The sequence below is a fragment of the Pseudomonas sp. fls2-241-TYG-175 genome, from assembly GCF_030209155.1.
Taxonomy (GTDB): domain Bacteria; phylum Pseudomonadota; class Gammaproteobacteria; order Pseudomonadales; family Pseudomonadaceae; genus Aquipseudomonas; species Aquipseudomonas viridiflava.
This window is the reverse complement of sequence record NZ_JARVSO010000014.1, coordinates 20,342-46,519: the sequence shown is the minus strand read 5'-3', so window position 1 is coordinate 46,519 and position 26,178 is coordinate 20,342. Positions and strand designations below refer to the sequence as shown.

At 58.9% G+C, this 26,178-nt stretch carries 23 protein-coding genes; 17 read left to right on the top strand and 6 right to left on the bottom strand.

The genetic code is table 11. The annotated features are described in order from the left end of the window. Positions 1 to 80 precede the first annotated feature (80 nt). From epd to fba, 6 genes are all read left to right on the top strand, one after another. The gene (epd, locus tag QRN20_RS11775; RefSeq protein ID WP_004880237.1) at positions 81 to 1,130 is read left to right on the top strand and encodes an erythrose-4-phosphate dehydrogenase; all 1,050 of its coding nucleotides are present in this window, start codon (positions 81 to 83) and stop codon (positions 1,128 to 1,130) included. A gap of 16 nt (positions 1,131 to 1,146) precedes the next feature. Continuing rightward, positions 1,147 to 2,310, top strand: a complete 1,164-nt coding sequence (locus tag QRN20_RS11770; RefSeq protein ID WP_004880234.1) for a phosphoglycerate kinase — start codon at positions 1,147 to 1,149, stop codon at positions 2,308 to 2,310. Positions 2,311 to 2,338: 28 nt separating this feature from the next. After that, on the top strand, positions 2,339 to 2,572 hold the full coding sequence (locus QRN20_RS11765; RefSeq protein ID WP_004880233.1) for a hypothetical protein: 234 nt from the start codon (positions 2,339 to 2,341) through the stop codon (positions 2,570 to 2,572). An 86-nt stretch (positions 2,573 to 2,658) separates the two neighbouring features. Further along, positions 2,659 to 2,850: a hypothetical protein gene (locus tag QRN20_RS11760; RefSeq protein ID WP_004880231.1), complete on the top strand. Its 192-nt coding sequence runs from the start codon at positions 2,659 to 2,661 to the stop codon at positions 2,848 to 2,850. Between the two features lie 54 nt (positions 2,851 to 2,904). Beyond that, positions 2,905 to 3,231, top strand: coding sequence for an MliC family protein (locus tag QRN20_RS11755; RefSeq protein WP_057408838.1), 327 nt, complete (start codon positions 2,905 to 2,907; stop codon positions 3,229 to 3,231). Between the two features lie 114 nt (positions 3,232 to 3,345). Further along, positions 3,346 to 4,410 (top strand): class II fructose-bisphosphate aldolase, encoded by a 1,065-nt coding sequence (gene fba, locus QRN20_RS11750; RefSeq protein ID WP_004880227.1) that lies wholly within the window; start codon positions 3,346 to 3,348, stop codon positions 4,408 to 4,410. A gap of 413 nt (positions 4,411 to 4,823) precedes the next feature. Here the strand turns inward: fba and QRN20_RS11745 are convergent, their stop codons facing one another. Then, positions 4,824 to 5,243: a DUF3010 family protein gene (locus QRN20_RS11745; protein ID WP_004880226.1), complete on the bottom strand. Its 420-nt coding sequence runs from the start codon at positions 5,241 to 5,243 to the stop codon at positions 4,824 to 4,826. A gap of 54 nt (positions 5,244 to 5,297) precedes the next feature. Further along, positions 5,298 to 5,708, bottom strand: coding sequence for a lysozyme inhibitor LprI family protein (locus QRN20_RS11740; protein WP_122413392.1), 411 nt, complete (start codon positions 5,706 to 5,708; stop codon positions 5,298 to 5,300). A 227-nt stretch (positions 5,709 to 5,935) separates the two neighbouring features. Between QRN20_RS11740 and QRN20_RS11735 the strand changes: the two genes are divergently transcribed. From QRN20_RS11735 to etfB, 6 genes are all read left to right on the top strand, one after another. Then, positions 5,936 to 6,913 (top strand): dipeptidase, encoded by a 978-nt coding sequence (locus QRN20_RS11735; protein ID WP_004880223.1) that lies wholly within the window; start codon positions 5,936 to 5,938, stop codon positions 6,911 to 6,913. Positions 6,914 to 6,996: 83 nt separating this feature from the next. Then, a complete protein-coding gene (locus QRN20_RS11730; protein ID WP_004880220.1) occupies positions 6,997 to 7,527 on the top strand; it encodes a DUF5943 domain-containing protein in 531 nt (176 codons plus the stop codon). A 15-nt stretch (positions 7,528 to 7,542) separates the two neighbouring features. Further along, positions 7,543 to 9,603 (top strand): dimethylglycine demethylation protein DgcA, encoded by a 2,061-nt coding sequence (gene dgcA, locus QRN20_RS11725; protein WP_122411704.1) that lies wholly within the window; start codon positions 7,543 to 7,545, stop codon positions 9,601 to 9,603. Positions 9,604 to 9,851: 248 nt separating this feature from the next. Then, a complete protein-coding gene (gene dgcB, locus QRN20_RS11720; protein ID WP_122413391.1) occupies positions 9,852 to 11,816 on the top strand; it encodes a dimethylglycine demethylation protein DgcB in 1,965 nt (654 codons plus the stop codon). Next, complete coding sequence (gene etfA / locus QRN20_RS11715) at positions 11,816 to 13,036, top strand: electron transfer flavoprotein subunit alpha (RefSeq protein ID WP_088234409.1); 1,221 nt, start codon at positions 11,816 to 11,818, stop codon at positions 13,034 to 13,036. The genes dgcB and etfA overlap by 1 nt, the downstream gene beginning before the upstream one ends. Next, positions 13,026 to 13,832, top strand: coding sequence for an electron transfer flavoprotein subunit beta (gene etfB, locus QRN20_RS11710; protein WP_058430647.1), 807 nt, complete (start codon positions 13,026 to 13,028; stop codon positions 13,830 to 13,832). Before etfA ends, etfB begins: the two co-directional genes overlap by 11 nt. 644 nt (positions 13,833 to 14,476) lie before the next feature. Here etfB and QRN20_RS11705 read toward each other — a convergent pair. Together QRN20_RS11705 and gbca are read right to left on the bottom strand one after the other, a co-directional pair. Beyond that, the gene (locus tag QRN20_RS11705; protein ID WP_122413390.1) at positions 14,477 to 16,258 is read right to left on the bottom strand and encodes a fibronectin type III domain-containing protein; all 1,782 of its coding nucleotides are present in this window, start codon (positions 16,256 to 16,258) and stop codon (positions 14,477 to 14,479) included. A 224-nt stretch (positions 16,259 to 16,482) separates the two neighbouring features. Continuing rightward, positions 16,483 to 17,781 carry a glycine betaine monooxygenase oxygenase subunit gene (gene gbca / locus QRN20_RS11700; RefSeq protein WP_122413389.1) on the bottom strand — a complete coding sequence of 433 codons (1,299 nt, stop codon included), beginning with the start codon at positions 17,779 to 17,781 and terminating at the stop codon, positions 16,483 to 16,485. Positions 17,782 to 18,092: 311 nt separating this feature from the next. Between gbca and gbcB the strand changes: the two genes are divergently transcribed. After that, positions 18,093 to 19,193 carry a glycine betaine monooxygenase reductase subunit gene (gbcB, locus tag QRN20_RS11695; protein WP_096766777.1) on the top strand — a complete coding sequence of 367 codons (1,101 nt, stop codon included), beginning with the start codon at positions 18,093 to 18,095 and terminating at the stop codon, positions 19,191 to 19,193. A gap of 21 nt (positions 19,194 to 19,214) precedes the next feature. On the opposite strand, the gene QRN20_RS11690 is transcribed toward gbcB, so the two are convergent. Then, positions 19,215 to 20,255, bottom strand: coding sequence for a threonine aldolase family protein (locus tag QRN20_RS11690; RefSeq protein ID WP_029244129.1), 1,041 nt, complete (start codon positions 20,253 to 20,255; stop codon positions 19,215 to 19,217). 96 nt (positions 20,256 to 20,351) lie between these two features. On the opposite strand from QRN20_RS11690, the gene QRN20_RS11685 reads away from it, so the two are divergent. Next, entirely contained in the window at positions 20,352 to 21,098 is a 747-nt protein-coding gene (locus QRN20_RS11685; protein WP_122413388.1) for a TraX family protein, read from the top strand. 163 nt (positions 21,099 to 21,261) lie between these two features. Next, a complete protein-coding gene (gene alaC, locus QRN20_RS11680; protein ID WP_029244127.1) occupies positions 21,262 to 22,476 on the top strand; it encodes an alanine transaminase in 1,215 nt (404 codons plus the stop codon). 51 nt (positions 22,477 to 22,527) lie between these two features. On the opposite strand, the gene QRN20_RS11675 is transcribed toward alaC, so the two are convergent. Continuing rightward, positions 22,528 to 23,262, bottom strand: coding sequence for a hypothetical protein (locus tag QRN20_RS11675; RefSeq protein WP_122413387.1), 735 nt, complete (start codon positions 23,260 to 23,262; stop codon positions 22,528 to 22,530). Positions 23,263 to 23,642: 380 nt separating this feature from the next. Here QRN20_RS11675 and glyA point away from each other — a divergent pair, with 380 nt between their 5' ends. Together glyA and QRN20_RS11665 are read left to right on the top strand one after the other, a co-directional pair. Further along, positions 23,643 to 24,896, top strand: coding sequence for a serine hydroxymethyltransferase (gene glyA / locus QRN20_RS11670; RefSeq protein ID WP_029244125.1), 1,254 nt, complete (start codon positions 23,643 to 23,645; stop codon positions 24,894 to 24,896). Between the two features lie 17 nt (positions 24,897 to 24,913). Then, a complete protein-coding gene (locus QRN20_RS11665; protein ID WP_002555602.1) occupies positions 24,914 to 26,164 on the top strand; it encodes a sarcosine oxidase subunit beta family protein in 1,251 nt (416 codons plus the stop codon). The last annotated feature ends 14 nt before the right edge of the window (positions 26,165 to 26,178 follow it).

Here is a 26,178-nt window from a genome sequence, read left to right as displayed (position 1 = left end):
ACAGTCTTCCCTGTTGTCCGGGCAGCCGCGGCTTAAGCAAGCGCGCCCCTTCGGGGTCAGCTTAAATCCATGAGAACCCCATGCCCCAGCCCCGCCCTTATAAAGTTGCTCTGAACGGCTACGGCCGCATTGGTCGTTGCGTCGTGCGTGCGCTGTGTGAGCGAGGGACGAAAGCCGGGTTCGAAGTGGTTGCAATAAACGATCTGGCCGACATGGCTAGTCTCGAATACCTGACGCGCTTCGATTCCACCCACGGCCGGTTTCCCGGTCAGGTCCGGGTCGAAGGGCAATACCTGCACATCAACGATCACAGGATCAAGGTGCTGCGCAGTTCGACGCCAGAAGAGATTGACTGGGCTTCGCTGGACGTCGATCTGGTGCTCGAATGCTCCGGTGTCTACAACACCCGTGAAGACGGCCAGCGTTTTCTGGACGCTGGCGCGCCACGCGTGCTGTTCTCGCAGCCGATGGCCAGCGAGGCCGATGTCGATGCCACGGTGGTGTTCGGCATCAACCAGCAGAAGCTGACCGGCCATGAACTGTTGGTGTCGGCGGCGTCCTGCACCACCAACTGCAGCGTGCCTCTTCTTCGCCTGCTGGATCAGGCTGTCGGGCTTGAGTACGTCACCATCACCACGATCCACTCGGCCATGAACGACCAGCCGGTGATCGACGCCTACCACCACGAAGATCTGCGCCGCACGCGCTCGGCGTTTCAGTCGATCATCCCGGTCTCCACAGGCCTTGCCCGCGGAATCGAAAGGCTGCTTCCGGAACTTGCCGGCCGAATTCAGGCCAAAGCTGTTCGCGTACCGACCGTCAATGTGTCCTGTCTGGACATCACGTTGCAGACGGCTCGTGACACCGACGCACAGGACATCAACCGAATCCTGCGCGAGGCCGCTACCAGCGGCCCGTTGAAGGGTTTGCTGGCCTACACTGAGTTGCCGCACGCCAGCTGCGATTTCAATCATGATCCGCATTCGGCGATTGTCGATGCGAGTCAGACCCGCGTTTCCGGACCCAGGCTGGTGAATCTGCTGGCGTGGTTCGATAACGAGTGGGGCTTTGCCAATCGAATGCTCGACGTTGCAGAGCACTTTCTGCGCGTCGCTGACCAACAACAGTAAAAAACAGGAACGCCTCATGACCGTGTTGAAGATGACCGACCTCGATCTGCAAGGTAAACGTGTACTGATTCGTGAAGACCTCAACGTCCCTGTGAAGGACGGCGTCGTCAGCAGCGATGCACGTATCCTTGCTTCGCTGCCGACCATCAAGCTGGCGCTGGAAAAGGGGGCGGCCGTGATGGTCTGCTCGCACCTGGGCCGTCCGACAGAAGGCGAGTTCTCTGCCGAGAACAGCCTCAAGCCGGTTGCCGACTACCTGAGCAAGGCACTGGGCCGCGACGTTCCGCTGGTTGCCGATTACCTGGACGGCGTTGACGTCAAGCCAGGCGACATCGTGCTGTTCGAGAACGTGCGCTTCAACAAGGGCGAGAAGAAGAACGCCGATGAGCTGGCGCAGAAGTACGCCGCGCTGTGCGACGTGTTCGTGATGGACGCCTTCGGTACCGCACACCGCGCTGAAGGCTCGACCCATGGCGTGGCCAAGTTCGCCAAGGTCGCTGCGGCAGGTCCGCTGCTGGCTGCCGAGCTGGATGCATTGGGCAAGGCGCTCGGTGCTCCGGCCCAGCCGATGGCGGCCATTGTCGCCGGTTCCAAGGTCTCCACCAAGCTGGACGTGCTTAACAGCCTGAGCGCTATCTGCAACCAGCTGATCGTCGGCGGCGGCATTGCCAACACCTTCCTGGCAGCAGCCGGTCACAAGGTCGGTAAGTCCCTCTACGAGCCGGACCTGCTGGACACCGCACGCGAAATCGCCGCCAAGGTCAGCGTTCCATTGCCGACCGACGTTGTGGTCGCCAAGGAATTCGCCGAAAGCGCTACCGCTACCGTCAAGCTGATTGCCGATGTGGCCGATGACGACATGATTCTGGACATCGGCCCGCAGACTGCTGCGCACTTCGCCGACTTGTTGAAATCTTCGAAGACTATTCTGTGGAACGGTCCGGTCGGTGTGTTTGAATTCGATCAGTTCGGCGAGGGCACCAAAACGCTGGCCAAGGCGATTGCCGAAAGCTCTGCGTTCTCCATCGCGGGCGGCGGCGACACATTGGCAGCCATCGACAAGTACGGTGTAGCCGAACAGATTTCCTATATTTCCACAGGCGGCGGCGCGTTCCTCGAGTTCGTGGAAGGCAAGGTTCTGCCCGCGGTTGAAGTGCTTGAACAACGCGCCAAGGCCTGAATCCAGGCATTTGGACAAGGAGTCGTACATGGTCAGGGCGTTACCGTGGTTCCTCATCGCAGGGTTGCTGGGCGGTTGTGCAGGCAAGCCTGAAGCCGAAGAGGCCGAGAGCGCTTCCCGGACCGATGTGCTGCATTTGAGTTGTTATCAGGCGGGCTGGCAGGCCGAGACAGTGCCGGTGATCTACAAGCGCGGCGGCCAGGAGGTATGGGATCGTTATGAATTCATGCCCAAGGCAACAGGGTTGCCAGGCTGTCCGTAAGCCGGGTTGAGGCTTTTGCGGCAACCACGGCAAGCTTCAGCGGTCATTAGTGGGTGGACATCTTTTTATGAAGAAGGAGTTTTGCCATGAAGATCGCTGCCCTGGCACTTGTGAGTTGCGTGGTACTGGCCGGTTGTGCCGGTTCAGGTTCTCATGCCTGCAAAGTATTCAGCCCGGCCTCGGTGGATGTGCCGACAACCGAGAACAGTCAGCGGGTCGAGGCGCGCGCCACGGGTGAACCGGCCGATGACGGTAAACAGGAACAGAACTGCCCCTGATACAACGAAGCCGCAGGCACACGCCGGGTTTCGCAGGGCAGGCCAGGAGAAGTCATGAAAGGCTTGATTGCCCTCGGAACATTGGCGGTGCTGGGCGGTTGCTCGATGATGAGCAAGCCCCAACAGAATGACCCGTGGATTCACTGGGTCTGCGATAGCGGTGCCGAGATTCATTGGCGCTATATCGATTCAGCTAAAAAAGAAGTGGATGCGCGCCTGAATCAGAGCGATCAGGTTTTCAGGCTAAAGGCTGAACCCGGTGCTTCCAGCGGCACGCTTTACAGTAATAATGTGCTGGCGTTCGACAACAAGGGCAGCGAAGGCCTTGTGTATTGGGACGCCACCAATGATTTGATCGGTCGCGGCTGCAAAGCCAGATAAGTCGTAGCCGATGCACCATTCGCAGGGCTTGCGGCCCGTGCGTATAACTTGAATAGCAGCCGCCACTACGGCAGGCTTGCACGATTAACGACCCTACCGGGAGAGACACAGACAATGGCACTTATCAGCATGCGCCAGATGTTGGACCACGCAGCCGAGTTCGGCTACGGCGTTCCAGCTTTCAACGTAAACAACCTGGAACAAATGCGCGCCATTATGGAAGCGGCCGACAAGACCGACTCCCCGGTGATCGTTCAGGCTTCGGCCGGTGCCCGCAAATACGCCGGTGCCCCGTTCCTGCGTCACCTGATCCTCGCGGCAATCGAAGAGTTCCCGCACATCCCGGTGGTCATGCACCAGGACCACGGCACCAGCCCTGACATCTGCCAGCGCTCGATCCAGCTGGGCTTCAGCTCGGTGATGATGGACGGCTCGCTAAAGGAAGACGGCAAGTCCCCAGCCGATTACGAATACAACGTTGACGTGACCCGTCGCGTGGTGGCCTTCGCTCACGCCTGTGGCGTGTCCGTGGAAGGCGAGCTGGGCGTTCTGGGCTCGCTGGAAACCGGTATGGCCGGTGAAGAAGACGGCGTCGGCGCTGAAGGTATTCTGGATCACAGTCAGATGCTGACTGACCCGGAAGAAGCTGCTGACTTCGTAAAGAAAACTCAGGTCGATGCCCTGGCCATCGCCATCGGCACCAGCCATGGCGCTTACAAGTTCACCAAGCCGCCTACCGGCGACATTCTGGCGATCGAGCGCATCAAAGAGATCCACAAGCGCATTCCGAACACTCATCTGGTGATGCACGGTTCTTCGTCCGTTCCTCAGGAATGGCTGAAGATCATCAACGAATACGGCGGCGACATCAAAGAGACGTACGGTGTGCCGGTCGAAGAAATCGTTGAAGGCATCAAGCACGGCGTGCGCAAGGTCAACATCGACACCGACCTGCGTCTGGCGTCTACCGGTGCCATCCGCGAGTTCATGGCCAAGAACCGCAGCGAGTTCGACCCACGCAAGTACCTGGCCAAGACCGTTGTCGCCATGCGTGACGTCTGCATCGCCCGCTACGAAGCCTTCGGCACCGCTGGCAACGCCTCGAAGATCAAACCGATCTCGCTGGACGCCATGTTCGAACGCTACGCCCGTGGCGAACTGGATGCCAAGATCAACTGAGTTGATCAAGCATTGAAAAAACCCGCAGCGATGCGGGTTTTTTTGTGCCTGTCCGAAATCTGCTGCGCCGCGTCACACGGCCGGACGCGGAGCGTCCTGGGCGGCATTCCCACGCAGAGCGTAGGAACGATCAGCGTGATCTCAGGCACACCCATCATGCTCATGCTTGCGCTCAGCGTTATACCCAAGTCTTGCTGCAACCACGGACTGTGGGAGGCGGCTTGCCGGCGATGCTTTTTCTGAAGCGACCCATCAGTGACTGAACTGACGCCATCGCCGGCAAGCCGCCTCCCACGGGTACGTACTCAGTCAGACACTTTTGTTTTGGCCCCGTTTGAGCGTCTTCCAGACTTGTGTATAACGCTGAGCGGGGAGCATGGGCACGATCAGTGTGCGTGAGATCCACGGGTTGCCTAAGCCGACTTCATCAACCCCGCGCACGCTGTCTTGTAAGCCTCGTGCTGATACTTGTTCAGCGTATCGGGCAGGGCGAAGGCGTGTTTCTTGTTCTGGGCGTTGATGGTTTGCGGGGAAACGAGCGTCACGTCGCAGTCGGCCAGCAACTGGAATACCGTCTCGATCTTGAACGTGGTCGGTCCGCCGGCGAATTCGCCTTTCTTGCTGCGCTTCTTGATCGCGACATGGCTGATGCCATTCTCGCGCACGAAGCTGGCGATCTGAGTGGCGAAGGCTTTGACGTTGGCAGACTCGTCGTCATCTTCCAGCGCAATCTTTTTGGTCGCCAGTGGCAGGTGTGCGATGCCGCCTTGCTGACGCGTGGCCAGAGCAAAGATGGCTTCACTGCCTTTGATTTCTACACCGCAAATAATCATGAGAAAACCTGATGAAGTGATTCATAAAAGAAACAGGTTATCTCATCGCTGGCGTTATTCCTGTGCAATCGACTCCAGATACTCCGACCGCTCGTCACTCATGCGAGCCACGCAGTCGTTCTCGCTGATGGTGAAGGCCTTGCTGCCTGCAGCAGACGGAAACACTTCGACAGCGCAATCGGCATCGCGCAGCTTTTCCCAGGCGGACTGAGCTGTCTTGAGCTTGCTGGTGAAGTCGTTGAATTGCGTCTTGTTGGCGACGAACTGCGACTGGACCCGCTGGAGCAGGTTCTGGAAGTTTTCCTTGAGCAGTTCTTCAGCCGTATGGCGGCTGTAAGCCGAGCATTCCAGGGTCTGATTATCGCTGTCCACGCCATCGCACGGCGTGCTGTCCGGATTCTGAGCAGCGTGTGCGGCTGTCACGGCCGTAGCCATCAAGGCCAGGGTCAGGAAAATCGTTCTCATTGAGTCGCTCCGATCCATTGATGTAACGAATTCTGTCCTAACCGCGTGACAATGAACAGGTTTACGACAGGGTGTGACGAAGTGCTGTCACCCTTTGTCGTTTCTTGACGCTTTCGGCAAGCCCCTTGTCGTTTTTGCACCCGGCTCGGCCAACCCTCCGGCATATGCTGATCCCATTAGCGCCGACAGCCGATTCGGTGCGCAAGAACCTGAATGGGGACAGCCTGATGAGCCCAGCCGAACTGCACGCCGACAGCATCGTTATTGACGGGCTGATCATCGCCAAGTGGAACCGTGAACTGTTTGAAGACATGCGCAAGGGCGGCCTGACCATGGCCAACTGCACCGTGTCGGTATGGGAAGGCTTTCAGGCCACCATCAACAGTATTTGCACCAGCCAGAAACTGATGCGCGAAAACAGCGACCTGGTGATGCCGGTCCACACCACCGCCGACATCCGCAAGGCCAAGGAACTGGGCAAGACCGGCATCCTCTTCGGCTTCCAGAACGCCCATGCCTATGAAGACCAGATCGGCTACGTCGAGATCTTCAAGAAGCTCGGCGTCGGCATCGTGCAGATGTGCTACAACACCCAGAATCTGGTCGGCACCGGCTGCTACGAGCGTGATGGCGGGCTGTCGGGCTTCGGCCGCGAGATCGTCGCCGAGATGAACCGTGTCGGCGTGATGTGCGACCTGTCCCACGTCGGCTCCAAGACCTCCGAAGAAGTCATTCTCGAATCGAAAAAACCTGTCTGCTACTCCCACTGCCTGCCGTCCGGCCTTAAGGAACACCCGCGCAACAAGTCCGACGCCGAACTGAAGTTCATTGCCGACCATGGCGGCTTCGTGGGCGTGACCATGTTCGCGCCGTTTCTGGCCAAAGGCATCGAGTCGACCATCGACGACTACGCTGAAGCCATCGAGTACGTGATGAACATCGTCGGCGAAGACGCCATCGGCATCGGCACCGATTTCACCCAGGGTCACGGCCAGGACTTCTTCGAGTACCTGACCCACGACAAGGGCTACGCCCGCCGCCTGACCAACTTCGGCAAGATCATCAACCCGCTGGGCATCCGTACCGTGGGCGAGTTTCCCAACCTGACCGAAACCCTGCTCAAGCGCGGCCATCCAGAGCGCGTGGTGCGCAAGATCATGGGCGAGAACTGGGTCAACGTTCTGGCCGACGTCTGGGGCGAATAAGCCGCCTGTTACACCTGAACCTATACACGCCCACGGCCCTGGTTGCGGTGGGTGTAACCCGAATCATCTGGAGTTTGTTCCCCATGGCCAAAATCGCCCCGCAACTGCCCATCGAAGTCGACAGCGAAACCGGTGTCTGGACCTCCGATGCACTGCCGATGCTCTACGTGCCTCGCCACTTTTTCGTCAACAACCACATGGGCATCGAGGAAGTGCTGGGCGCCGATGCCTACGCCGAAATTCTCTACAAGGCAGGCTACAAATCCGCCTGGCACTGGTGTGAGAAAGAAGCCGAATGCCACGGCATCGAGGGCGTCGCCGTGTTCGAACATTACATGAAGCGCCTGTCGCAGCGCGGTTGGGGCCTGTTCAAGATTCAGGACATCGACCTCGAAAAGGGCACGGCCAGCGTCAAGCTCGAACACTCCTGCTTCGTGTACGTCTACGGCAAGGTCGGTCGCAAGGTCGACTACATGTTCACCGGCTGGTTCGCAGGTGCCATGGATCAGATTCTGGCCGCCAGCGGCAGCTCGATCCGTACAGTGGCCGAGCAGGTCTACGGTGGTTCGGAAGAAGGTCATGACGACGGACTCTTTGTCGTCAAGCCGCTGTAAATCGAGGATCGCGTTATGGCTTTCGAAGCGATGTTCCAGCCGATCCAGATCGGCAAGCTCACCATCCGCAACCGCGTGCTCAGCACGGCGCATGCCGAGGTCTATGCCACCGATGGCGGCATGACCACCGACCGTTACGTGAAGTATTACGAAGAGAAAGCCAAGGGCGGTATCGGTCTGGCCATCTGCGGCGGTTCGTCGAGTGTTGCGATCGACAGCCCGCAGAGCTGGTGGAAATCGGTCAACCTGGCCACTGACCGGATCATTCCACACTTCCAGAATCTGGCCGACGCCATGCACAAGCACGGCGCCAAGATCATGATCCAGATTACCCACATGGGACGCCGCTCTCGCTGGGATGGCGATCACTGGCCGACCCTGCTCTCGCCGTCGGGCATCCGCGAGCCGGTGCACCGCGCCACCTGCAAGACCATCGAGCCCGAGGAAATCTGGCGCGTGATCGGTAACTACGCCAGCGCCGCAGCCCGTGCCAAGGCCGGTGGCCTGGACGGCGTGGAGCTGTCGGCTGTGCACCAGCACATGATCGATCAGTTCTGGAGTCCGCGCGTGAACAAGCGTACGGACGAGTGGGGCGGCAGCTTCGAAAACCGCATGCGCTTCGGTCTGGAAGTGATCAAGGCGGTGCGCAAGGAAGTCGGTCCCGACTTCTGCGTGGGCCTGCGCATCTGCGGCGACGAGTTTCACCCTGATGGCCTGAGCCATGAGGACATGAAACAGATCGCCAAGTACTACGACGACACCGGCATGATCGATTTCATCGGTGTGGTGGGCTCGGGTTGTGACACCCACAACACCCTGGCCAACGTGATCCCCAACATGAGTTATCCACCGGAGCCGTTTCTGCACCTGGCGGCCGGTATCAAGGAAGTGGTCAAGGCGCCTGTACTGCATGCGCAGAACATCAAGGACCCGAACCAGGCCACGCGCATTCTGGAAGGCGGCTATGTCGACATGGTCGGCATGACCCGGGCGCACATTGCCGATCCGCACCTGATCGCCAAGATCAAGATGGGCCAGATCGACCAGATCAAACAGTGCGTTGGCGCCAACTACTGCATCGACCGCCAGTATCAGGGGCTGGATGTGCTGTGTATCCAGAACGCAGCCACGTCGCGTGAATACATGGGCGTGCCGCACATCATCGAAAAATCCACCGGGCCGAAACGCAAGGTGGTGATCGTCGGTGCCGGGCCTGCCGGAATGGAAGCGGCGCGGGTGTCTGCCGAACGTGGACACGACGTGACGCTGTTCGAGAAAAAGGAATTCATTGGCGGACAGATCACCACGGCGTCGAAGGCGCCGCAGCGTGACCAGATTGCCGGTATCACCCGCTGGTTCCAGCTGGAACTGGCGCGTCTGAAAGTCGATCTGCGTCTGGGCACTGCCGCCGATGCAGCCACCATCCTCGACCTGCGTCCCGACATCGTGGTGCTGGCGGTGGGCGGTCATCCGTTTCTGGAGCAGAACGAGCACTGGGGCGCGGCCGAAGGGTTGGTGGTCAGCAGTTGGGACGTGCTGGACGGCAAGGTTGCGCCGGGCAAGAACGTGCTGGTCTACGACACCATCTGCGAATTCACCGGCATGTCCGTGGCCGACTTTCTGGCCGACAAGGGCTGTCAGGTCGAGATCGTCACCGACGACATCAAACCGGGCGTAGCGATTGGCGGTACGTCGTTCCCGACCTACTACCGCAGCATGTATCCCAAGGAAGTGATCATGACCGGCGACATGATGCTGGAAAAGGTCTACCGCGAGGGGGAGAAGCTGGTCGCTGTGCTGGAGAACGAATACACCGGGGCCAAGGAAGAACGGGTGGTCGATCAGGTGGTGGTGGAGAACGGCGTGCGTCCGGACGAGGCGATTTACTACGCGCTCAAGGAAGGGTCGCGCAACAAGGGCCAGATCGATATCGATGCCTTGTTTGCCATTCAGCCGCAGCCTTCGCTGAGTGAGCCGGGCGACGGTTACCTGCTGTTCCGGATCGGCGACTGCGTGGCACAGCGCAACACCCACGCAGCGATCTACGACGGCTTGCGCCTGTGCAAGGATTTCTGAAGGTCTTTTTTGAGGTACCACGGTCTTGTGGGAGTTATCGCTATGTCCATGACACAGCGCTGTCGTGCAGCAGACACAAGACTGTGGGAGGCGGCTTGCCGACGATGCAGTCGACACGGTGCATCAGGAGTACCTCGTAGTCGTTCATCGCGGGCAAGCCCCCTCCCACAAGGAATAGCGTTCGCTCTGTCCTTTGCGACAGTCAGACGATTTGGCCTGCAAGACCGCCTGATTTTTGGGAGCTTCAGATGCTAGACACCCTTCTTCCCATCCTGCTGTTCACCGCGCTGGCCCTTGCGGCGCTCGGTGCATTGCGGCGGGTCAAAATGTGGCGCAACGGCCGGGCCGCGAAGGTCGACTGGCTGGGCGGTCTGCTGGCCATGCCCAGGCGCTACATGGTCGATCTGCACCACGTGGTCGCCCGCGACAAATACATTGCCAATACCCACGTCGCCACGGCGGGCGGTGCTGTCGCGTCGATTATCCTGGCGATTCTGGTGCACGGTTTCGGCTTGCATAACCGCCTGCTCGGCTACGCGTTACTGCTGATGACTGCCGTGATGTTTGTCGGCGCCATCTTCGTTTACCGCCGACGCCTGAATCCGCCCGCGCGTCTGTCCAAAGGTCCGTGGATGCGTCTGCCAAAAAGTCTCATGGCGTTTGCCGCGAGCTTTTTCATCGTCACGCTGCCGGTGGCCGGCATTCTTCCCGAGCATTTCGGCGGCTGGGTGCTGGTCGCGATTCTGGGACTGGGCGTGCTGTGGGGCGTGAGCGAACTGTTCTTCGGCATGACCTGGGGCGGCCCGATGAAACACGCTTTCGCCGGTGCGCTGCACCTGGCCTGGCACCGCCGCGCCGAGCGCTTCGGCGGCGGTCGTTCCACGGGGCTCAAACCTCTGGACCTGAATGACCCGACCGCGCCACTCGGTGTGGAAAAACCCGAGGATTTTACCTGGAACCAGCTGCTGGGCTTCGACGCCTGCGTGCAGTGTGGCAAATGCGAAGCCGCTTGCCCGGCATTTGCCGCAGGCCAGCCGCTGAACCCAAAGAAATTGATTCAAGACATGGTCGTGGGTCTGGCGGGCGGCACCGATGCACATTTTGCAGGCCGTCCGTATCCGTCGCTCGATGGTAAAGGCAGGCCGATTGGCGAGCACGGCGGACATCCGCATCAGCCCATCGTCAACGGTCTGGTGGATGCCGAGACACTCTGGTCGTGCACCACCTGCCGCGCCTGCGTCGAGGAGTGCCCGATGATGATCGAGCACGTCGATGCCATCGTCGACATGCGTCGTCACCTGACTTTGGAAAAAGGCGCGACGCCGAACAAGGGCGCCGAAGTGCTGGAGAACCTGATCGCCACCGACAACCCGGGCGGTTTCGCACCGGGCGGTCGCATGAACTGGGCGGCGGATCTGAACCTGAATCTGCTCAGCGAGAAGAAGACCGTGGACGTCCTGTTCTGGGTAGGCGATGGCGCGTTCGACATGCGCAACCAGCGTACTTTGCGAGCCTTCGTCAAAGTCCTGAAAGCAGCCAGAGTCGACTTCGCCGTGCTGGGGCTGGAAGAGCGCGACAGCGGCGATGTGGCGCGTCGTCTGGGCGATGAGGCCACCTTCCAGATGCTTGCCCGACGCAACATTCAGACGCTGGCCAGGTATAGCTTCAAGCGCATCGTGACTTGCGACCCGCACAGCTTTCACGTGCTCAAAAACGAATACGGTGCGTTTGGCGGCGACTATCAGGTACAGCATCACAGCACGTATATGGCCGAGCTGATTCAGAGCGGATCCGTAAGATTGGGGCAGCACAAAGGCACCAGCGTGACGTATCACGATCCCTGTTATCTGGGCCGCTACAACAGCGAATACGAAGCGCCCCGCGACGTGCTGCGTGCGCTGGGTATCGAGATCAGGGAAATGCAGCGTTCCGGCTTCCGCTCACGTTGTTGCGGAGGCGGTGGCGGTGCGCCGATCACCGACATTCCTGGCAGGCAGCGTATCCCGGATATGCGCATGGACGACATTCGGGAGACAGGCGCCGAACTGGTGGCGGTCGGTTGTCCACAATGTACCGCGATGCTCGAAGGCGTGGTCGAGCCTCGACCGTTGATCAAGGACATCGCCGAACTGGTGGCCGATGCGCTGCTGGAAGACGACGTTATCCCCAGCAAGCCTGTTCCGGCAAAACGTGAACCTGCGGAGGTGCACTGATGAGCGACATTATCCGCCGCGACCCCCGCGCCGAGTGGATCGCCCGTAACCGGCTGCATCCGCTGCACGCGGCGATGCAACCTGCACAAACCAGCTGGATGGGGCCCAACGGCCTGATGCGCAAGACTGTGCATGGGCTGGGCTTCATCGGCCCAAACGGTATCAAGCGGATCGACCGCAGCGGTGCGCAGCAGGGTGGTGCAGTCAAGCGCTCGGCCGCCACTGAAGTGCAGCTGCCGTTGCATCAGGTTGTTGATCCGGCGTTCTACATTTGCGTGGTTCCCGACATGGTCGGTGGCCGCCTGAGCAGCCATGACCGCGACCTGCTGGGTCTGGCCCATCAGTTGGCGGGCACGGACGGTGCTGTACTGGCCGTGGTGTTCGGCGAGCACAAGGAAACCTCATTCGAGGCAGCGGGCGTGGACCGCCTGCTGGTTATGGATGGCACACAATTCAGCGGTTATTCACCTGAGCAGCGCGTGCAGGGGCTGCGTGCTGTGGATAACCAGTTCAACCCTCGCCACTGGTTGCTGCCCGACAGCCGCACCGGTGGTGGCGAGCTCGGACGACGGTTTGCAGCCAGTATCGGCGAGCGCCCGGCGACACGCGTCTGGCAGGTCAAGGATGAGCTGTGCATTGGCAGGGCCGGGGCCGGGCGTGAAGACCTGATTCGGCCTGTCGTAAGGCTGATTCTGGCGGCGGCCGAATGTGCAGAACCCGTAAGCGAAACCCGCCATGAGGCATCACCCGTAGAGTTATCCACAACGGTGGCCCGCAGCTTGTCCCGTATCGAGGACTTGGGGGCGGTGACAGTCGATCCTGCAGTTATCCCCATGGCGGAGGCCGAATTCATTCTGTCCGGCGGTAATGGGGTGAAAGACTGGGCCTTGTTCCACCGCACTGCGATGGCCCTGGGCGCTACCGAAGGTGCTTCACGTGTGGCTGTAGACGATGGATTCATGGGTCGCGAGCGGCAGGTCGGCGCCAGCGGCACCTGGGTCACGGCGCGTGTCTACGTGGCAGTGGGAATCTCGGGGGCCATCCAGCATTTGCAGGGTATCGGTGCTTGCGACAAGGTCGTTGCCATCAACCTTGATGCAGGCTGCGACATGGTCAAGCGGGCCGATCTTTCAGTGATTGGCGAAAGCGCCGCCATTCTCGACGCGCTGATCGCTGCAGTCGAAGCTTGGCGCAACGGGGAGAAACGAGATGCGGCCTGATCAAAACAACGTGGCAGTGGATAAGTCAGGCGTGCAGATCATCAGTCTGGTGTCCATCGGCGCTCACCCGACTTCAGGCCGTGCGCGCCGCGCTGAGCAGGACGCACGAGCCGTCGAGTTGGGGATGCAGCTGGCTGGGGATAACTTGCACGTGCTCCACGCGGGCGATGCACAGGAGCCCGCCTTGCGTGCTTATCTGGGCATGGGGCTGAGCGAGCTGCATGTGCTGGAGCAGCCGCAAGGCGCCGATGCACTGGGTGTACTGACGGATTACATTCGCGACTCTTCAGCGCAGTTAGTGTTGACCGGCAGTCAGGCAGAAACCGGCGAAGGCTCAGGTATGTTGCCGTTCCTGCTGGCTGAAAAACTGGGCTGGCCGCTGGTGACCGGCCTTGCCGAGGTCGAGTCGCTGGATAACGGCACTGCGCTGTTGCTGCAGGCGCTGCCTCGTGGCCAGCGTCGTCGTCTCAAGGTGCGCCTCCCGTTCCTCGCCACTGTGGATAACGCCGCGCCAAAACCGCGTCAAAGCGCTTACGGCCCTGCGCAACGCGGTGTTCTCGGTGTGGAAGACGTCGAAGTGGTCAACGACGAGTTACTCATAGGTCAGCCGCTGCAACCCGCCAAACCACGTCCCAAACGCCTGAAAGTTATCAAGGCCAAAAGCGGCGCTGATCGCATGAAGGCCGCAACTGCCAAGGCCAGCGGTGGCGGTGGGCAGGTGTTGAAAGGCTTGAGTGCTGAAGAAGGTGCGGCCGCTATTCTTAAACTGTTGGTTGAGGAAGGCGTGGTGCGCTGAGCAATACGCCAACTTACACACAATCCCTGTGTGTTCGTCTGTGGATAACGTGTTCGCGCCTTGCTGAACCCCTTGTAGACTGTGGCTTACATGGGGGTGATCAAATATTGATCAGGTTAAGTCGCGGTTTTTAAAGACTTTTCCATGTGGATAAATAAGTCGACGCTGCGCGCCTGATCCGATAATTGCCCACAATCTCTGTTGGCGTCTCTGTGGACAAGTTGTTCGTGATCCGCTGTAAGCCCCGTTCTACGTGGCTTTCGCGTTATCGTTCAAAAAATAGCCAATCGGTCTGTGCAGGTATCAAAACTGCATTTCATAGCGCAGACATCGCACATTTTTCAGTTTTCCACAGCACGCATCGATAAAAGACCGAGTTGTACCCAAAGTCTGTTGGCTTTTCTGTGGATAACGTGTTTGCGGTCTGTCCTGGCCCAATGAATTCAAGGCTTTAAGGGTTGTGGTTAAAAAATATACAGTGGCTTGGTAATCTGACGGTCATGCATAACTTGCGTTTTTTCGGAAAGGTTTTGCCCTTCGAGAAACGACCTGCTCCATGTTTCATCTACAGCGCTGTGGATAAGTCGTCTCTCTTTTAGTGCGTGCCTGAGAATCCGTTGCCTGCCTGATTTTCAGGGTTGCTGTCAGTTGGACTTGCGACGATAAGCCCTGAGCGCATAAGGCAACCACAAGGTATGCGCTTGGCCCGGATTCCAATCTTCAATCGAAACATGAGACTGGATACAGATGTACTTCAGTTCCTTATACGTCACCTTATCCTCTATGTCGTAGAAATGATCTTTCACCCATTCAGCAATCTCATCACCGCCATCGTCGGCTCTGGTTTTGGGCTTCACCATGTTGCTGGGTTGGGAAAACAGGTTGTCCACCGCTCGTGCAAAGACGACATATTGATATTGGGTATCCGGTTTCAGCCCGGTATCAGTGAAGCGGGTGGTGGGCGATTTGATCGAGGCAATCTGCTCGTCACCTCGAATCAGTGCGTATTCCATCAAAGGGCTCGAGCCGGGAGACGACGCGTTCCACATCAGCGAGATACTGGTCGACGTTATTTCTGTGGTGTGCAGATCGGTCGGAGCGGTGGGCCGCTCGCCTCCACCCTCTGCCTTGGTACTGACACTGATGACGGCGGATTTATCCGAGGTGACATTGTCCGTGTCAGTCGCTGTGATCTGGTAATCGTAGGCTTTGCCCGGTTCAAGACCTGTGTCTGTGAACGGAGGATGTGTCGTTTCAGGCAGATGAACACCATCACGATAAACGTCATATCGCAGGACCGGCCTGTTCCATACCACAAGATCCCAGTTCAGCGTGATGGAGCTGATGGTTTGTGCCGTCGACCTGAAATGGGTGGGTGCTGGTGGTTTGTCCGGTCCTGGTTGTTCACCTTCAGTCAGATATTTATAACGCTCATGAAACTCCCAATCGTAAGGCTTGCCGTCTTTGTCGACGCCAGCATCCCAGTTGATCGACCAGGTCATCAGGCCGCGAATCGGATTGCCGTTGCTTTCCAGTTCCGCCAGTGCATCTTTTACATCCTCAGGGTCAATCACGTAGCCGGTGGCTGCGCCGTCATTATTGCTTGGCAAGCCAATGGCGAGACGGTCGGCAGGAATGGATGAAAACCCCCGTGTACCGTTAATCAGGCTATCGGTCAGGTAATAAAGAAATTCCTGCTTCTGTTCATCGTTGTTTTGTGTGATCCACGCATTCAGTTCGTCGACCCATATGCCATCACCGCCCTGGTTGTAATATTGCGGTGCAATGAAGTCATAGTAGTCTTCAAGGGCTGAGATATAGGCAAGGTAAGGCCCGGAATCCCTCAGGTAAGGAAACTCTGGCGCCATGCTGATAATGAAATGCTTGCCTTCGGTTTTGTAATGCTCGCGCACCAGTTTCAGTGCGGCAGGTAATACAGTGGCGTTATCGGCAAAGGTGATTGCGGTCTGTTCAAGATCGATGTCCAGGCCGTCAAAGCCATAGACCTCGACCAGTCGGCAGATTTCAGCAGCCAGCGCTGCCTCCTGACCTGCGTGCAATTCAATGTGGGCATCCGCGCCACCCAGAGAGATCAGCACCGCTCTGCCTTGTGCATTCAGCGTGGCGACCTCGGCGCGAAACGCTGCATCGGTCCCTTTGTAAGGCTTGAAGGTCGGGATGCCGTTGCCCTTCATGAAGGCCACCGCCACCACGTTGTAGGCTTCTGGAATCTCGCTCAGCGACATTTCCTTGAACATGCCCTGCCGGTAACCCTGACCCGGTTCAGGTCCCCAGTTATGCCAGAAACCCATGAGGATATTTTTTTTCGAAATATCCGGCATGATGGAGGCAGCATCTTCTCTGCGTTTTTTAAAGCGTGAGAGATAGCGTTTTATGTATTTTTTGAATAAGTAGCGAGTGAACATATTTTTTCTCCGTGCACTAAATAACGTACGCGTGATGTGCGCTGTACGTTTCCATTCCGTTGGAACGTCAACCAAGTTTAGTCGGAGAAAAAGCTGTTTAGCGGCGGGTCATGAAACAGAGAGGGGCTTTTGATCGATTCGAGACCAGTGGTCAATGTTTTATCGTTGCAATCGTCACGAAGTTCAAGAGGAATCTGAACTTCGTGTCTATAAACTTTCCGAGCTTATTCGTGATTGACCGCCACGCCTTTCAAATAAGGCGCAGGCTCGGCGCCAAGATTCTCCAGCATGCGCGAGCTGTACCAGTCGACGAAGTTGACCACGCCGAACTCGTAGGTTTTCGAATAAGGACCTGGCTGATAGGCCGTCGAGTTGATACCGCGCTGGTTTTCTTCGGCCAGACGACGGTCCTGGTCGTTGGTGGCGTCCCACACCTGACGCATGCGTTCCACGTCGTAATCCACGCCTTCGACAGCGTCCTTGTGGACGATCCACTTGGTGGTGACCATGGTTTCCTGTGCGCTGATCGGCCACACGGTGAACACGATGATGTGATCGCCCATGCAGTGGTTCCAGGAGTGCGGCAAATGCAGGATGCGCATCGAGCCCAGATCCGGGTTCTGGATGCGGCCCATCAGTTTCCTGCAGCCAACCTTGCCGTCCATGGTCATCGACACGGTGCCCTTGAGCAGTGGCATACGCACGATGCGGTTACGCAAGCCGAAGCTGGCGTGGGCGTAAGGGATTTTTTCGGCATCCCAGGCAGCGGCGGAGGCAGCTACATGGTCCTTGAAGGCCTGGTCGGCACGCGGGTCGGTCACGTCGTCCCATTCCAGCAGGGTCTTGAGCAATTCCGGGTGCGAGGCGTTGCAGTGGTAGCACTCGCGGTTGTTTTCGAGCACCAGCTTCCAGTTGGCCTTCTCCATCAAGGTGGTCTGCACCGCCACCTTGGTGTTCTCCATGTCGTAGGGTTCCATGTAGTGACGCAGGGTCGACAGGAACTCGTCGATGGCCGGCGGGTTTTCCGCCAGGCTGATGAAAATATAACCTCCAGCGGTCTTCACGTTCACCGGCTTCAGGCCGAACTGCGTCATGTCGAAGTCGGCACCCATTTCGCTGCCAGCGTACAGCAGGCGGCCATCCAGTTCGTATGTCCACTGGTGGTAATGACAGACCAGCTTGGCGACCTTGCCTTTCTCGGCGGTGCACAGACGCGAACCCCGGTGACGGCAGACGTTATGGAACGCGTTGACCGCTCCATCCGGGCCGCGCACGACCAGAATCGGATTCTTGCCGATCTGCAGCGTCAGGTAGTTGCCCTTGGCCGGGATTTCACAGGTCATCCCCGCAATCAGCCATTCCTTCTGGAAAATCTCCTGCATATCGATTTCAAACAGCCGTTCATCACTGTAGAACGGCTGCGGCAACGAATACGTGCGTTCACGATTCTGCAGCATCTCGGCAGTGGCCTTGCGTGCAGGTTCCAGCAGGTCGCCCAGGCTCAGGGTTGCGGTGACGTCCATCGTTAAAATCCCTCATGACCGCGTCTGAAGGCGGCCTGCGAATGTGGCTGATACGGTTGTTGTAGCGCTGCACGCAGGGCGACGGATCAGTCGTCCTTGCTTGATTGCCCTTGGTGGCGAGTGTGGAGGCGGGCGTTCGACGAACCTTATCCATGCGCGACATGGCCGAATCCGTTCCCGACGCGAAACACCTTGTCTTTGGGGGCTGGTCGCCGTAAGTACGTGAATGTCGTTGATGGATAAGTGACAGCGCCTTCTGTTAAGCAGAATCCGCACCATAAGAGGCCGACAGTCGGCCGTGGAGATCCTGTATGTCCCAAAGTTTCCTCAGCCCGGTCACGACCCAGACATGGGCCAACGGGCGCCACCTGGTACGTGTCGTCAAAGTCATCCAGGAAACCTGGGATGTACGCACGTTCTGCTTCATGGCCGACCAGCCGATTCTGTTCTTTTTCAAGCCCGGGCAGTTCGTGACCCTGGAGCTGGAAATCGACGGCATGCCGATCATGCGCTCCTACACCATCTCCAGTTCGCCGTCGGTGCCCTACAGCTTCTCGATCACCGTCAAGCGCGTGCCGGGCGGCAAGGTTTCCAACTACCTGCACGACACGTTGCACGAGGGCCAGGAGCTGGCCGTGCACGGGCCTGTCGGTCTGTTCAACGCCATCGACTTTCCCAATCCGAAGATTCTGTACCTCAGCGGCGGCGTCGGCATCACGCCGGTGATGTCCATGGCGCGCTGGTTCTACGACACCAACGCCAATGTCGACATGGTGTTCGTGCACAGCGCCCGTTCGCCCAAGGACATCATCTATCACCGCGAGCTGGAGCACATGGCGTCGCGGATCGACAACTTCAGCCTGCACCTGGTCTGTGAAAAACACGGACTCGGCGAGCCATGGGCCGGCTATCGCGGTTACCTGAACCAGAAAATGCTCGAGCTGATGGCCCCGGACTTCATGGACCGCGAGGTGTTCTGCTGCGGGCCCACGCCCTACATGTCAGCGGTCAAGCGTCTGTTGCAGGAAAACGGCTTCAACATGGCGCAATACCATGAGGAATCCTTTGGTGCTACGCCGCCGGAAGCCCGTGCCGATGCCGTCGAGCAGGCGGAAATCGCTGCTGATGCGCCGGACGTCGATATTGCCGATCTGCATCAGGTCGAGTTCACCGACACTGGCAAGAGCATCCGGGTGGGGCCGGGTGAAACCGTCCACGCCGCCGCCGCCAAGCTGGGTCTTATGATCCCCAAAGCCTGTGGCATGGGGATCTGCGGGACCTGCAAGGTGATGAAAATCAGCGGCGAAGTGGAGATGGAGCACAACGGCGGCATCACCGACGAGGATGTTGCAGAAGGCTACATCCTCTCTTGCTGCAGCGTGCCGAAAGGGGACGTGCAAATCGAGTATTGAGGTCTGCGGCGGGTGTGCAGGTCAGCCCTGCATCACCAGCCGGATGTCGGCGGCCAGTTCACGGACGCGCTCTTCCTCGGTGTCCCACGAGCACATGAAGCGTGCGCCGCCGTTGCCGATGAAGGTGTAGAAGCGCCAGCCTCTGGCCGTCAGTGCTGCGATGGCCGCTTCGGACAGTTGCAGGAACACGCCGTTGGCCTCTACCGGGAACATCAGCTCCACGCCGGGAATATCCTTGACCAGATCCGCCAGCAGCTGTGCGCAGCGGTTGGCGTGGCGGGCGTGTTTGAGCCACGCGTCGTTTTCCAGCAAGCCGACCCACGGCGCTGACAGAAAGCGCATCTTCGACGCCAGTTGCCCGGCCTGCTTGCAGCGGTAATCGAAATCTTCGGCCAGGTCATGGTTGAAGAACAGAATCGCCTCGCCCACCGCCATGCCGTTTTTGGTGCCGCCGAAACACAGCACGTCAACGCCCGACTTCCAGGTCAGTTCAGCTGGCGAGCAGTCCAGAAAGGCGCAGGCGTTGGAGAAGCGCGCGCCGTCCATATGCAAATGCAGACCCAGTTCCTTGCAGGTCGCGCTGATGGCCTTGAGTTCTTCGGGTTGATAGACGCCGCCGACTTCAGTGGCCTGAGTGAGGGTCACCACCCGAGGTTTGGGGTAGTGAATGTCCTGACGCTTGAGCGCCACTTCACGGATCGATTCAGGGGTCAGCTTGCCGCCAGCGCTGCGGGCGGTCAGCAGCTTGGAGCCGTTGGAGAAGAATTCCGGCGCGCCGCATTCATCGGTTTCGACGTGAGCCGTTTCCGAGCAGATGACACTGTGGTAACTCTGGCACAACGATGACAGTGCCAGCGAGTTGGCGGCTGTTCCGTTGAACGCGAAAAACACTTCGCAGTCGGTTTCGAACAGACGGCGGAAATCATCCGACGCCCGCGCAGTCCATTGATCGTCACCGTAGGCTCGTTGATGACCCTTGTTCGCCTGTTCCATCGCTGCCCAGGCTTCGGGGCAGATACCGGAATAGTTGTCACTGGCGAACTGTTGGCTTTGGTCTGTCATGGCCGATTCCTTATGGGCTTATCCTGCGCACTGTATCGAAAAACCAGTGTCGCGGTCATGCATTGCCTGCTCGACTCTTTATCTGTCAGGAGTGATATGGATCTTTCCAACCCGCCTTTTCTGCCGGGACGCAACAAGGCGCTGGACCTGCTCAAGTGGCTGGCGATGCTGAGCATGGTGCTCGACCATTTGCGCTACGTGGGCTGGTCGATCAACGAGCTGTACGTGCCGGGGCGTTTTGCCTTTCCGTTTTTCTGTCTGGCCATTGCCGTCAATCTTTCACGACGCAGCGCAGCGGTGATTGCGCCGCGTGTGCAATGGCGATATCTGATGTGGTTGCTGGCCTTCGCCGCGCTGTCGGAGATTCCCTATCGGCTGTTCATGGCTGATGCCACGGTGCTTAACGTCATGCCGACCCTGCTGCTAGGTCTGCTGATTGCGCAGGGCTGGCAGCGGCAGACTCCCGTGACGCGGGTGATGGCGCTTGTGGCGTTGCTGTTGGGGGTGATGTTTCAGAAATACCTGATGTTCGGAATGGCTGGCGTGTTGTTGCCGTTGGTGTTTGTTCTGGTGCTGAACAGATCGCTTGGATATGCGGTTTTTCCGGCGGTGTTCTGCGTGGCTGGCAATGCCTGGCCCGAGATGTTTGCCGGTGCGGCGTGGGGTGATCCGATTTCCGTTGGGTCGCTGCTTGCCTGTCTGCTCGCCCCGGTGCTGGGCCTGGCTTTGCTAAGGGCAAAGCCGCGATTCAGGGTCATGCCGATGCGACGCTGGGCGTATGCGATCTACCCGCTGCATTTTCTGGCGTTGCTGGGGTTGCGTGAGGTGTTGCGGGTGGTCTGAGCCTGCATGCTGATCCGAACCTGGGTGCAGGAATACGACGATGATCGTTCCCACTCATCGCTATAGACAAAACGCCAGCACTGCATTTATCTTCCGCAGCAGGCCGCCTCATGTGGCCAACGTCGCTCGGACGGTTCCGGGCGCTTACGTCTGCGAGATTCTCATGGCTGACCAAGGTTCGCCGCGCCGCTTTGCGCGCATCGATCGACTCCCCCCTTACGTGTTCAACATCACCGCCGAGCTGAAGATGGCTGCCCGTCGTCGTGGTGAGGACATTATCGACCTGAGCATGGGCAACCCCGACGGGGCTACGCCGCCGCACATCGTCGAAAAACTGGTCACTGTCGCCCAACGTGAAGACACTCACGGCTACTCGACTTCGCGTGGCATTCCGCGTCTGCGTCGGGCGATTTCCAACTGGTACAAGAAGCGCTATGAGGTCGACATCGATCCCGAGAGCGAAGCCATTGTCACCATCGGCTCCAAAGAGGGCCTGGCGCACCTGATGCTCGCCACGCTCGATCAGGGCGACACCGTGCTGGTGCCCAACCCGAGCTACCCGATCCACATCTACGGTGCGGTGATTGCCGGTGCTCAGGTGCGTTCGGTGCCGTTGGTGCCGGGTGTGGATTTCTTCGCCGAGCTGGAGAAGGCCATTCGTGGCTCGATTCCCAAGCCGAAGATGATGATTCTTGGCTTTCCGTCCAATCCCACCGCTCAATGCGTAGAGCTGGACTTCTTCGAGCGCGTCGTGGCATTGGCCAAACAGTATGACGTGCTGGTGGTTCATGACCTGGCCTACGCCGACATCGTCTATGACGGCTGGAAAGCGCCTTCGATCATGCAGGTTCCCGGTGCCAAGGACATTGCGGTGGAGTTCTTCACCCTGTCCAAGAGCTACAACATGGCGGGTTGGCGGATCGGTTTCATGGTCGGCAATCCCGAACTGGTTAACGCCCTGGCGCGGATCAAGAGCTACCACGACTACGGCACCTTCACGCCGCTGCAGGTTGCAGCCATCGCGGCACTGGAAGGCGATCAGCAATGCGTGCTCGACATCGCCGAACAGTATCGCCAGCGTCGCAATGTACTGGTCAAAGGCCTGCATGAACTGGGCTGGATGGTCGAGAACCCCAAAGCGTCGATGTACGTGTGGGCGAAGATTCCCGAAGCTTACGCGCACCTGGGTTCGCTGGAGTTTGCCAAGAAGCTGCTGCTCGAAGCCAAGGTGTGTGTGTCGCCCGGCGTCGGGTTTGGTGAGTACGGCGACGATCATGTGCGCTTCGCGCTGATCGAGAACCAGGACCGCATTCGTCAGGCCGTACGGGGCATTCGCGGCATGTTCCGGGCGGATGCGTTGGTTGCGCCAAAAAGCTGATGTCATGGTCGCCAGGGTCGTGACGACACCCTGGCGATTGACTGAGTGATGTCAGTATGAACGGGTCTGAGTGGGGGCCGGTCCGTCTGGCAAAGGGATGTACTTGATGATCGGTGTGAATGGAGGTTCAGGCGCAGTGGTGACGCCGTATACGACGGCGAGACGGCCAGAACCGCTCTCCACGTAATAGTCACCCGGTATTGCACATCGAGCCGCTTGCGCCTCCGTTATGGTTGTCGAGTAGCTTCGTCCTTCAACGGTACGGATGTTCACCGAGGCCTGATGTTCCTCTGAGATCCTGATGGTCCTGTCCATCACGATGTCCTGTTCGGACTGACTCACATGAAAAGTCGAGCCTTTGGGAAGATAAAGAGGCAGGTCCGATTCGATTGCGTCCGGTGCAATGGGGGAGGGTATTTCCCAAAGATAGATATCGGACGTCACCGCCTCTTCTGAATAAGAAACAACTTTGAAGATGACGGAGTTGAAGGCATCGTTCTGGTGAATGATGTCCTGCGTGGTTGCGTAAAGTCTGGCGTCGATTATTGGCGCCGTTGTGGTAAGCGTTGTCTCCATCCCCTCGATGTAGACCGTTATCAGCGCTTCGAGAGTGGGCAGTTCCTGAATGGTCCTCAGCTTGACCTGGCCTAACAGTTGCGAATCATGAAGCACGCCCTGGGAAAGAAAGAGCAGCGGCTCGGGGCTTGGCGCCTGACTGATTTTAGGTGCCGTCAGAGTCCTCCACAGCGCGGGCGTCAAGAGATAAGTTCTCGCCGTAGTACCCATGATTATCTCCTTCCTGGAGTGGCTGATATCTCATCCATTAAATAGAAAGTGATCTGGCCGTGTCGTTACAGGCCTCATTGTTGTGGTGCCATTGGCCTCTTTGCATGGCCAGATTAGGTGCCTGTGTCTGACCCCGTCTACTGTCAGAACTGGCAGGTTCTCTACCCTGCTCGCGCCCGCAGTCCGAAATTGTGCTCGCTCCAGAACGTGGAGGATAAGGAACGACCGGTGGAGCCTATTTGAGTAATGTCGTAAACGCACCTTTGTGTGGCGTCCGTAGGCATCTGGTCGCTTGGCGTCGGCCATACCATCGCTGGCAAGGGGCAATCCACACGCCCTACCGATAAGACAGGCGCCGCGCCGCCGCTGGGAGAACCGCGATGTTCAGCAAGCAAGACCAGATCCAGGGTTATGACGACGCACTGTTGGCGGCGATGAATGCCGAGGAGCAGCGTCAGGAAGACCATATCGAGCTGATCGCCTCGGAGAACTACACCAGCAAGCGCGTGATGCAGGCCCAGGGCAGCGGCCTGACCAACAAGTACGCTGAAGGTTATCCCGGCAAGCGCTACTACGGCGGTTGCGAGCACGTCGACAAGGTCGAGCAACTGGCCATCGAGCGTGCCAAACAGCTGTTCGGTGCCGGTTACGCCAACGTCCAGCCGCACTCCGGCAGTCAGGCCAACGCCGCTGTCTATCTGGCGTTACTGCAGGCGGGCGACACCGTGCTGGGCATGAGCCTGGCCCATGGTGGTCACCTGACCCACGGTGCCAAAGTCAGCTTTTCCGGCAAGCTGTACAACGCCGTGCAGTACGGCATCGACACCAACACCGGCCTGATCGACTACGACGAAGTCGAGCGTATCGCGCTGGAAAGCAAACCGAAGATGATCATTGCCGGTTTCTCGGCCTACTCCAAGACGCTGGATTTCCCGCGTTTCCGTGAAATCGCCGACAAGGTCGGCGCCTACCTGTTCGTTGACATGGCCCACGTTGCCGGTCTGGTTGCCGCAGGTCTGTACCCGAACCCGCTGCCGTATGCCGACGTGGTCACCACCACGACCCACAAGACCCTGCGCGGTCCGCGGGGCGGGCTGATTCTGGCCAGGGCCAACGAAGAGCTGGAAAAGAAATTCAACTCCGCCGTGTTCCCCGGTGGTCAGGGCGGCCCGCTGATGCACGTCATCGCCGCCAAGGCCGTGTGCTTCAAGGAAGCCATGGAGCCAGGTTTCAAGGCCTATCAACAGCAAGTGATCGACAACGCCCAGGCCATGGCACAGGTGTTCATCGATCGCGGCTTCGATGTCGTTTCCGGCGGCACCGATAACCACCTGTTTCTGGTCAGTCTGATCCGTCAGGGCCTGACCGGTAAGGACGCCGACGCCGCGCTGGGTCGTGCGCACATCACCGTCAACAAGAACTCGGTACCGAACGATCCGCAGTCGCCGTTCGTGACGTCTGGCCTGCGCATCGGCACACCGGCTGTCACCACGCGCGGTTTCAAGGTCACTCAGTGCATCGAATTGGCAGGCTGGATCTGCGACATCCTCGACAATCTCGGCGATGCCGATGTCGAGGCCAATGTGGCAGGTCAGGTCGCCGCACTGTGTGCCGATTTTCCGGTTTATCGCTGAGTCAGGAGTAGCCCTACATGCAGCATTACTCAGGCTTCGGCCTTCTCAAGCACTCCCTCAGCCACCACGAGAACTGGCAGCGCATGTGGCGCACGCCAACCCCTAAAAAAGTCTACGACGTGGTCATCGTCGGTGGCGGCGGGCATGGTCTGGCAACGGCCTACTATCTGGCCAAAGAGCACGGCATCACCAATGTGGCCGTGGTCGAAAAGGGCTGGCTGGGCGGTGGTAACACGGCTCGCAACACCACCATCGTGCGCTCCAACTACCTGTGGGACGAATCGGCTCACCTGTATGAACACGCGATGAAACTGTGGGAAGGCCTGTCGCAGGATCTGAACTACAACGTCATGTTCTCCCAGCGTGGCGTCTATAACCTGTGCCACACCCTGCAGGACATGCGTGATTCCGAGCGTCGTGTCAGCGCCAACCGTCTGAATGGCGTGGACGGTGAACTGCTCAACGGTAAACAGGTTGCCGAAGAAATCCCGTACCTGGACTGTTCGAAAAACACCCGCTATCCGATCATTGGCGCAACCGTTCAGCGTCGGGGTGGCGTGGCCCGTCACGATGCCGTGGCCTGGGGCTTTGCCCGTGCAGCCGATGCGTTGGGCGTCGACCTGATCCAGCAGACCGAAGTGATCGGTTTCCGCAAGGAAAACGGTGTGTGCATCGGCGTTGAAACCAACAAGGGTTTCATCGGTGCCAAGCGCGTCGGCGTCGTGACTGCAGGCAACTCTGGTCATATGGCCAAACTGGCAGGCTTCCGTCTGCCGATCGAATCCCACCCGCTGCAAGCGCTGGTGTCCGAGCCGATCAAACCCATCATCGACAGCGTGATCATGTCCAACGCCGTGCACGGCTACATCAGCCAGTCCGACAAGGGTGATCTGGTGATCGGTGCCGGTATCGACAGCTGGGTCGGCTACGGCCAGCGCGGCTCGTACCCGGTGATCGAACACACCATCCAGGCCATCGTCGAGATGTTCCCGGTATTGTCCCGTGTGCGCATGAACCGTCAGTGGGGCGGCATCGTCGACACCACGCCGGACGCCTGCCCGATCATCTCCAAGACGCCGGTCCCGAACATGTTCTTCAACTGCGGTTGGGGCACGGGCGGCTTCAAGGCCACGCCCGGCTCGGGCAACGTGTTTGCCGCAAGCCTGGCCAAAGGCGAAATGCATCCGCTGGCCAAGCCTTTTTCCATCGACCGGTTCCATAACGGTGCCTTGATCGACGAACACGGCGCAGCCGCGGTCGCCCACTAACAGGAGAAACACTC

Coding starts and splice junctions, on each gene's coding strand:
- epd (WP_004880237.1), top strand. CDS start 81: ATGCCCCAGCCCCGCCCTTATAAAGTTGCTCTGAACGGCTACGGCCGC.
- QRN20_RS11770 (WP_004880234.1), top strand. CDS start 1,147: ATGACCGTGTTGAAGATGACCGACCTCGATCTGCAAGGTAAACGTGTA.
- QRN20_RS11765 (WP_004880233.1), top strand. CDS start 2,339: ATGGTCAGGGCGTTACCGTGGTTCCTCATCGCAGGGTTGCTGGGCGGT.
- QRN20_RS11760 (WP_004880231.1), top strand. CDS start 2,659: ATGAAGATCGCTGCCCTGGCACTTGTGAGTTGCGTGGTACTGGCCGGT.
- QRN20_RS11755 (WP_057408838.1), top strand. CDS start 2,905: ATGAAAGGCTTGATTGCCCTCGGAACATTGGCGGTGCTGGGCGGTTGC.
- fba (WP_004880227.1), top strand. CDS start 3,346: ATGGCACTTATCAGCATGCGCCAGATGTTGGACCACGCAGCCGAGTTC.
- QRN20_RS11745 (WP_004880226.1), bottom strand. CDS start 5,243: ATGATTATTTGCGGTGTAGAAATCAAAGGCAGTGAAGCCATCTTTGCT.
- QRN20_RS11740 (WP_122413392.1), bottom strand. CDS start 5,708: ATGAGAACGATTTTCCTGACCCTGGCCTTGATGGCTACGGCCGTGACA.
- QRN20_RS11735 (WP_004880223.1), top strand. CDS start 5,936: ATGAGCCCAGCCGAACTGCACGCCGACAGCATCGTTATTGACGGGCTG.
- QRN20_RS11730 (WP_004880220.1), top strand. CDS start 6,997: ATGGCCAAAATCGCCCCGCAACTGCCCATCGAAGTCGACAGCGAAACC.
- dgcA (WP_122411704.1), top strand. CDS start 7,543: ATGGCTTTCGAAGCGATGTTCCAGCCGATCCAGATCGGCAAGCTCACC.
- dgcB (WP_122413391.1), top strand. CDS start 9,852: ATGCTAGACACCCTTCTTCCCATCCTGCTGTTCACCGCGCTGGCCCTT.
- etfA (WP_088234409.1), top strand. CDS start 11,816: ATGAGCGACATTATCCGCCGCGACCCCCGCGCCGAGTGGATCGCCCGT.
- etfB (WP_058430647.1), top strand. CDS start 13,026: ATGCGGCCTGATCAAAACAACGTGGCAGTGGATAAGTCAGGCGTGCAG.
- QRN20_RS11705 (WP_122413390.1), bottom strand. CDS start 16,258: ATGTTCACTCGCTACTTATTCAAAAAATACATAAAACGCTATCTCTCA.
- gbca (WP_122413389.1), bottom strand. CDS start 17,781: ATGGACGTCACCGCAACCCTGAGCCTGGGCGACCTGCTGGAACCTGCA.
- gbcB (WP_096766777.1), top strand. CDS start 18,093: ATGTCCCAAAGTTTCCTCAGCCCGGTCACGACCCAGACATGGGCCAAC.
- QRN20_RS11690 (WP_029244129.1), bottom strand. CDS start 20,255: ATGACAGACCAAAGCCAACAGTTCGCCAGTGACAACTATTCCGGTATC.
- QRN20_RS11685 (WP_122413388.1), top strand. CDS start 20,352: ATGGATCTTTCCAACCCGCCTTTTCTGCCGGGACGCAACAAGGCGCTG.
- alaC (WP_029244127.1), top strand. CDS start 21,262: ATGGCTGACCAAGGTTCGCCGCGCCGCTTTGCGCGCATCGATCGACTC.
- QRN20_RS11675 (WP_122413387.1), bottom strand. CDS start 23,262: ATGGGTACTACGGCGAGAACTTATCTCTTGACGCCCGCGCTGTGGAGG.
- glyA (WP_029244125.1), top strand. CDS start 23,643: ATGTTCAGCAAGCAAGACCAGATCCAGGGTTATGACGACGCACTGTTG.
- QRN20_RS11665 (WP_002555602.1), top strand. CDS start 24,914: ATGCAGCATTACTCAGGCTTCGGCCTTCTCAAGCACTCCCTCAGCCAC.